General features: G+C 50.8%; 9 protein-coding genes. All 9 read right to left on the reverse strand.

Features of this window, described 5'->3' with window-relative positions; genetic code table 11:
• Positions 1-28: 28 nt before the first annotated feature.
• Positions 29-259: an aryl-alcohol dehydrogenase gene (locus tag MRBBS_RS19740; protein ID WP_014873150.1), complete on the reverse strand. Its 231-nt coding sequence runs from the start codon at positions 257-259 to the stop codon at positions 29-31.
• Complete coding sequence (locus MRBBS_RS19745; RefSeq protein ID WP_014873151.1) at positions 260-499, reverse strand: zinc-binding dehydrogenase; 240 nt, start codon at positions 497-499, stop codon at positions 260-262. It abuts the gene before it with no gap.
• Between the two features lie 88 nt (positions 500-587).
• Entirely contained in the window at positions 588-2,054 is a 1,467-nt protein-coding gene (locus tag MRBBS_RS18530; RefSeq protein ID WP_014873152.1) for an aldehyde dehydrogenase family protein, read from the reverse strand.
• A gap of 268 nt (positions 2,055-2,322) precedes the next feature.
• Entirely contained in the window at positions 2,323-2,556 is a 234-nt protein-coding gene (locus MRBBS_RS18535; protein WP_014873153.1) for a DUF2789 domain-containing protein, read from the reverse strand.
• Between the two features lie 153 nt (positions 2,557-2,709).
• Positions 2,710-4,080: a tRNA uridine-5-carboxymethylaminomethyl(34) synthesis GTPase MnmE gene (gene mnmE, locus MRBBS_RS18540; protein ID WP_014873154.1), complete on the reverse strand. Its 1,371-nt coding sequence runs from the start codon at positions 4,078-4,080 to the stop codon at positions 2,710-2,712.
• Positions 4,081-4,200: 120 nt separating this feature from the next.
• A complete protein-coding gene (gene yidC, locus MRBBS_RS18545) occupies positions 4,201-5,898 on the reverse strand; it encodes a membrane protein insertase YidC (protein ID WP_014873155.1) in 1,698 nt (565 codons plus the stop codon).
• Positions 5,899-5,902: 4 nt separating this feature from the next.
• Entirely contained in the window at positions 5,903-6,166 is a 264-nt protein-coding gene (gene yidD / locus MRBBS_RS18550; protein ID WP_014873156.1) for a membrane protein insertion efficiency factor YidD, read from the reverse strand.
• On the reverse strand, positions 6,166-6,582 hold the full coding sequence (gene rnpA / locus MRBBS_RS18555) for a ribonuclease P protein component (protein WP_014873157.1): 417 nt from the start codon (positions 6,580-6,582) through the stop codon (positions 6,166-6,168). Before rnpA ends, yidD begins: the two co-directional genes overlap by 1 nt.
• A 15-nt stretch (positions 6,583-6,597) precedes the next feature.
• Entirely contained in the window at positions 6,598-6,732 is a 135-nt protein-coding gene (gene rpmH, locus MRBBS_RS19285; RefSeq protein ID WP_026224022.1) for a 50S ribosomal protein L34, read from the reverse strand.
• Between the last annotated feature and the right edge of the window lie 576 nt (positions 6,733-7,308).

Consider the following 7,308-nt stretch of genomic DNA (forward strand, 5'->3'; position numbering starts at 1 on the left):
AACAGGCAACAAGCCTTGCCTAGTGCTATCAGGCCATCTTCACAACTGGCTTTATGATAGCGCCACTCGCTGAGTCCTCAAATGCCTGATTAATTTGCTGAAAATTATAGAACTTGATCAGTTTGTCAAACGGAAACTGGCCCGCTTTGTAGTACGCAATCAACTGCGGAATAACCACCCTGGGGATAGAGTCACCTTCAATGACACCTATCATGCTCTTGCCTTCAGCCATCAAGTCATTGTGAATATCAAGCTTCACTTAGGGTGTAATGCCGACGATCGCGCAGGTTCCCAGTGACCGCAAGGCATTCAGTGACTGCTTGACCACCCGGAGCACACCGGTGGTTTCAAGCGCATAATGACTGCCTCCACCGGTAAGCTTTTTGACTTCCGCTACCACATCGACTTTTACCGCATTTCTGGATTTGGCAATGGCATAAGTGGCAAACGCCGGTCGCCATAATGCGGACACGGATTTCATCAAATTTGGAATCAGCAAGCTGTGCCGCTTCCAGTTTGAATGGGTCACATTGTTGATGGGTGACTGCTACTTGAATATCCATTAGCCTCTCCTGATCCACTCTTTATCAGAACGGATAATGCCTGGGCTCCCGCTGCACGCTCACCCACTGTACGCTGGTGAACTCGTCAATGGCCCAGTCGCCATTAAAACGGCCCAGCCCCGAGTTTTTCTCACCGCCAAAAGGCATGTGTGCTTCGTCGTTTACTGGCATATCATTCACATGGGTCATGCCGGCCCTAACCTTGCGGGCAAATTGTTGGCCCCGGTACAGGTCTCCGCAGAACACCGCGCTAGACAAGCCGAACTCTGTGTTATTGGCCAGTTCCAGGGCGTGCTCTTCGTTCCGGGCTTTCTGAATACCAATCAATGGACCGAAAATTTCCTCGCGGCTGATGTCCATATCAGGAGAAACATCGCCAAACACGTGTGGCGGCACCATCTGCCCGTGAATATCACCCTCGAGGAGAACCTTGGCGCCCTGCTCTTTGGCTTTGGCAATTTTTTGCTGTAACCCTTCAAGCTGGGATTTGTTAATGATGGGGCCAATAGCGGTGTCCATGGCCGAGGGGTCACCCACTTTCAACCTCCCGGCATGGGCCACAAAACCTTCCACAAAGCGTTCATAAACCCGCTGGTGCACAATAATCCGGTTAATGGCCATGCAGATCTGGCCTTGGTGCAAAAACTTGCCAAAAATCGCTGCTTTTACAGCCTGCTCGACATCTGCATCTTCCAACACCACAAACGGGCTGTTACCGCCCAGTTCCAGAGCCACTTTCTTCAGGTAAGAACCGCCCGCGGCCAATTTGCCAATGTTCTTACCCACAGGAGTGGAACCGGTGAAGGAAATCAGAGCGGGTATGGGGTGGGCAACAAAATCATCACCAATTTCAGAACCCGGGCCAACCACCACGCTAAGCAAACCCGCAGGTAAACCGGCCTCGGCGAAGATGTGAGCCAGCAATAAACCGCCGGTGACGGGTGTATCGCTGGCGGGCTTGATCACCACCGCGTTACCCAAAGCCAACGCCGGTGCCACCGAACGCTGCGACAAATGCAGCGGGAAATTCCAGGGGCTGATCACACCCACTACGCCCAGTGGCCGGCGAAACACTAGGTTATCTTTACCCGGAATGTTGCTGGCCATGGTCGCGCCGTGAACGCGAGCCGGCATACTGGCAGCTTCCTGGGTAATGGCGCGGGCGCTGTCCCATTCAATAGTCGCTTTTAAACGGGTACTGCCAGACTCGTGGATCAGCCAGTCGATGATCTCTTCTTTGCGCTGGTCAAAAATGGACACTACTTTATGCAGCAATGCGGCGCGTTCGGCGAGAGGCGCTTCTGCCCAGTTAACCTGGGCTTCTGCGGCTTTTTTGTAGGCCGCATCCAGATCAGAAAACGTCGCAGAACGAATGGAAACCAGTGTTTCGCCGGTGTATGGATTCACAACGGCACGGGCATCTTTACCGCTACCTTCGCGCCACTCCCCTGCCAGCGGTTGCAAATGAAAATTTCGGTAGCGTTCAGTCATGGGATCTTCCTCGCTTTAGAACATCGACACGTTATAGGCCGTGAATCTCTCTAACTTCATGCCGGTACACAGCGGCAAAATCAAGGCTTGTTGCCTTTGCTTTCGATAACGTCAACCATGCCTTGAAAACCTACTACCGCGATTTCAGGTGCGGGAAGACCCACTCTCTAACTAACGCAAGCCAGAAAAGCAGCCAGCAAATGATTCTGTTCAGGGGAATGGACCGCAGTCGTATCGACCTTGTCACCCTTACTTTGCATTCCGCGGGTCAGTGTCGTAACAGAGCGTTTAGCTTATCAATGGCCTCGGCCCAGTCGCTATCGCTTTCTAGGCCTTCTCGTAAAAACTGGGACTGACCCAGACTCCAAAAACCTGCGTCTGCCAGCACAACTTCAGGTGGTAGTGGAGAATGCTGACGCACAAACTCCTCCATGCTGGCATCGTCGGCTGCCAGGCCTAATTGCTGAAACAAGGTAAAAAGGGTGTGTTTGTTGGTATCCATAGGCGATCTCTTCCTTGGCGAAATCAGATTCGCATCAAACGTTAGCCAAATTTCTGAATTCTGTCCAATGGAGCCGGTGTGTAAATAATCACTTTATCTGGCTAATGGCGCGTCAAAAAAACGTTTGTGAAGAGGTAATTTTCTATTGTTATTTTACTTCCCTATGCAAAATGAGCCGAAAATCTTGCCCAAAAGCTCATCCGGCGTTATCTTTCCAGTAATCTCCCCCAGTGCATTCTGCGCAGCGCGCAGATCTTCTGCTAGCAGTTCACCGGCGCCATAGCCTTCAAGCTGAGCCTGACCTTGAACCAGGAATCCGGCAGCGCGTTCGAGCGCGTCCAAATGGCGGCGGCGAGCTAGAAACCCGCCCTCAGTGGTGCTCGCGAAGCCCATGCACTGCTTTAAATGATCCCTGAGTGCGTCCAAACCCGCGCTGGACTTAGCTGCCAAACGGATCACCGGGGCCTGCTGCGGAGATAGTTCAAATAAACCCACGCTCTCACCCGACAAATCCACCTTATTGCGGATGACCGTAATCGGTGCAGCAGCTGGCAGCTGGTCAATAAAATCTGGCCAAATTTCATCGGGGCTGATTTTATCGGTGGTGGTGGCATCCACCATCAGCAGTATACGGTCGGCTTGGCGAATTTCATCCCAGGCACGGGCAATGCCAATCTGTTCGACTTCGTCTAGGCTATCGCGCAGGCCGGCGGTGTCGATGATGTGCAGCGGCATGCCGTCAATGTGAATGTGTTCCCGCAATACGTCGCGAGTAGTGCCTTCGATCGCGGTAACAATCGCTGCCTCACGGCCGGCAAGGGCGTTCAACAGGCTGGATTTACCGGCGTTGGGCCTTCCGGCAATCACCACTTTCATGCCATCGCGCAAAATAGTGCCCTGCTCGGCTTCCAGCATGATGCCCTGGAGCTGGTCTCGCAGACTCTGAAGATCAGTGGCGACTTTTCCATCGGCCAGAAAATCGATTTCTTCTTCTGGAAAATCGATAGCGGCCTCTACATAAATCCGCAGGTGGGTAATAGCGTCCACCAGCGTTTCAATACGCCGCGAGAACACGCCTTGCATGGAACGCACCGCGCATCTGGCTGCCTGTTCCGAGCTGCTTTCAATCAGATCAGCAATGGCTTCTGCCTGGGCCAGATCGAGCTTGTCATTAAGAAACGCGCGCTCAGAGAATTCTCCAGGCCTGGCCAGCCTTGCACCCAGAGCGCACACCTCCCGCAACAGCAAGTCCAGAATAACGGTTCCGCCATGGCCCTGGAGTTCGAACACGTCTTCACCGGTGAACGAGTGGGGGTTTGGAAAAAACAGACCAATACCTTCGTCGATCAGTTCGCCTTGGCGGTCTTTAAACGGGCCGTAGTGGGCGTAACGCGGTTTGGGTTCGTAACCCAGCAGGCTGTGGGCAATAACAGTCGCTTGAGGGCCAGAAACCCGCACAATGCCGACGCCGGCTTGGCCAGGTGCGGTGGCGATGGCTGCAATCGTTTCTGTGGGGTGATTCATGGCCGCGGCTCCAGATTAATATAAGCGGGATCAAACGGTTTATAACACTGTGTTTTCCAACGTACTGAAACAACAAAGGCTCCGTAACGGAGCCCTTGCTGGATAACCTGCCTGACTAGATTATGAGTGCTTTTTTTCCGCCATTTGAGCTTCAATCTTGCGAGTAATGTACCACTGCTGACTGATAGACAAAACGTTGTTCACGACCCAGTACAGCACCAGACCTGCCGGGAACCACAGGAAGAAGATGGTGAATACGACCGGCATCAACTTCATAATTTTCGCCTGCATGGGGTCTGGCGGCGTGGGGTTAAGGTGCATCTGCAACATCATGCTGGCACCCATAATAATCGGCAAAATGAAGTACGGGTCCATCACCGACAAATCGTGAATCCACAGCGCGAAGGGTGCGTGGCGCAGTTGCACACTCTCAAACAGAACCCAGTATAGGGAAATAAATACCGGCATTTGCACCAATATGGGCAGGCAGCCGCCTAACGGATTAATTTTCTCACGCTTGTACAGCGCCATCATTTCTGTAGACATACGCTGGCGGTCATCACCGTATAATTCTTTCATACTAGCTAACTTAGGCGCTACGGCGCGCATTCGTGCCATAGAGCGATAGCTGGTTGCTGACAAATGAAAGAACAGGCCTTTAACCAAAACGGTCAGCAGTATGATCGACACGCCCCAGTTACCGATGATGCCGTGAAACCAATTTAGAACAACAAATAATGGTAGCGAGATGAAGAACAGCCAACCAAAGTCCACGGTACGGTCCAGGTTCGGAGCCACCGTTTCCAGCCGGTCAATAATTTTTGGACCAATGTAGGCTGATGCGCCCACTTCAACAGTTTCGCCAGCAGGTACATTAGTCGCTGGATAGACAAAACCCATAACGGCCAAAGGGCCGCGGCGAGTGGTTTGGAACTGGGCTTGTTGGTCTGGTTCTGGTACCCAGGCGGTCAGGAAATAGTGCTGTAGAAACGCCATCCAACCGTTGGTGACAGACTGGTTAACTGGTTTGTCTTTAAGATCGTCAAAATCATACTTTTCATAAGGATCTTCAGGCGTGCTGATGACCAATCCCAAGAAAGCTTTAATACCCATGCTGTTCTGGGATGTTTGATCACCGGCTTGGTCACGCACAATCTTGCCGGTAAAGTTCGCTTGCCACTCAGTTTCTGACTGGTTATCGATCAAGTAGCGTATATCAATTTGGTAGTCATCGCGGTTGAACGTGAAGCGTTTAATGATATTTACGCCGCTGTTAGTGGTGTAGTTCAAATCCACTGCAAGCTGATTTTCGCCTTCCGCCATTTGATAGCTATTCTGAGTTGAGCTGTAGACCGGTGCATCGCCATTACGGCTATTGTCCGGGCCATCGCGACCTATTAACCCGCTTTCGAGAACGTATAGCCGGTTTTGGGTATTCGACAGAAGCTTTAATGGCTCGTCGCCGTGTAATTCTTTGTCGTATTGCAGAAGGGAACTGCTGACAAGATTACCGCTAACCCGGTCTATGGTGATATCAAACACATCGGTTATGACGTGAACGTACTGATTGCTAACGTTGCTGATGATATTTGTATTGCTTAGCGACGTTCCGCTTTCCGGAGTGGCGAACTCATCGGTGTTGACTTGGCCTGCTTCTGGCAACGTCATAGCGTCGTTGTTGCCAGCGGTGGCAAAGTTGACTGGCTCGCTGGTTTGAGCAACTGGCACAGACTGGTGATAGTCCTTGTTCCAGGCGAGTATCATCAAATAACTGACAACTGCCAGGCCGGCAAAAAGTACGATGCGCTTGATATCCATAAATTTACTGTCTGGGTTTGTGAGTTGTTGGAACTTGATGGTGCTTGGCAGAACAGGTGCCGGGAACCGGATCATAACCGGAACTCCCCCATGGATGACACCGCAGCAAGCGTTTTAGTGCGAGCAAAGAGCCTTTGGCGGCGCCGTGCTGGGTAATAGCTTGGGCAGCGTAATCTGAACAGGTGGGGTAATAACGGCAGCGGCTGGGCAGCATCGGGCTAAGGCAATACTGGTAAAAACGAATTGGCAGCAGCAAAAGCTGGCGCATTATTCCGTTCCTTCTGCTTTGCCAAGTGGTATCAAGGCTACGGATGCCGGGGCAGATTGCAGCTTACTGTATTTGCGTTCCAATCGCTGCCAGAGATCCAGCAGGGCTAGATTGACCTGATTATTGTCTAACTGAGCTAAACCCTGACGGCCAAGAACAATGATGTCCAGTGCCGGGAGTTGCTGCTTCAACCTGAATGTTTCACGAATTCGGCGTTTAACACGGTTGCGCTGTACAGCCAGCTTCAAGTTCTTTTTTGCAAATATAAGACCGACTCTGGCATGTCCAAGAGAATTGGGCGTTGCCAGAATCAGAAAATTCCGGTGCGGAACTTTCAGTTGCACGTCATCGAAGACTTTGCCGTAATCAGCCGGTTTGAGCAGGCGATGCGATTTCGGAAAACTCAAAGCCTTCATGCGGCAGACCAAAAATCACGCAGACAGACGTGCGCGACCTTTTGCACGACGGCGAGCCAGAACTTTACGGCCATTTGCAGTGGCCATACGGGCACGAAAGCCGTGAACGCGCTTACGCTTCAGTACGCTTGGTTGAAACGTTCTTTTCATGGGAATGATCTCACAATTCTGGATTAGGAATTCAGTCTGTGGTTGGAAAATGAACAACCAAAACAGGAGCGGTATTCTATGCAAATTTTGGTGGGAATTCAACGCTAATAAACGGGTTGTTTTTACGGGTGCTGGAATAAGCTTGAGAGGCTCGGCCAATGGTTTTTGTCACTGGGTGTCTCGTCCGATCAAAAAACGTAAAAAAACGTTGAGTTAACAGTAGTAATTGTTCTTTTATAATTCTCTTTAAAGATTGAATACTACTGTTATTACACAGGCCTTTTTCTGTGGATAAGCGATTTAAAACGATATAAATCATATAGGTGTCCAGTTGGTGAAGGTGATGATAAGTGCCAGTGGGGGCTGTGGATAAGGGGGATATGAATTGTGGATAACTTAAGGTCGGGAATATTTGGTTAGTTATGCACCTTGCGTACTCAGGTTTTCCACAGGGGTTAGGGGTGGATACACACATACGTCTGTGGGTAACTTTTAAGCTTTTATTTTCTGTACACAAGGCTGTCAGTAAGTATCTAATTAATTGAAATATATGATTATTTTTTTCCACAGGCTGTT

This window comes from Marinobacter sp. BSs20148, from assembly GCF_000283275.1.
Lineage (GTDB): Bacteria > Pseudomonadota > Gammaproteobacteria > Pseudomonadales > Oleiphilaceae > Marinobacter > Marinobacter psychrophilus.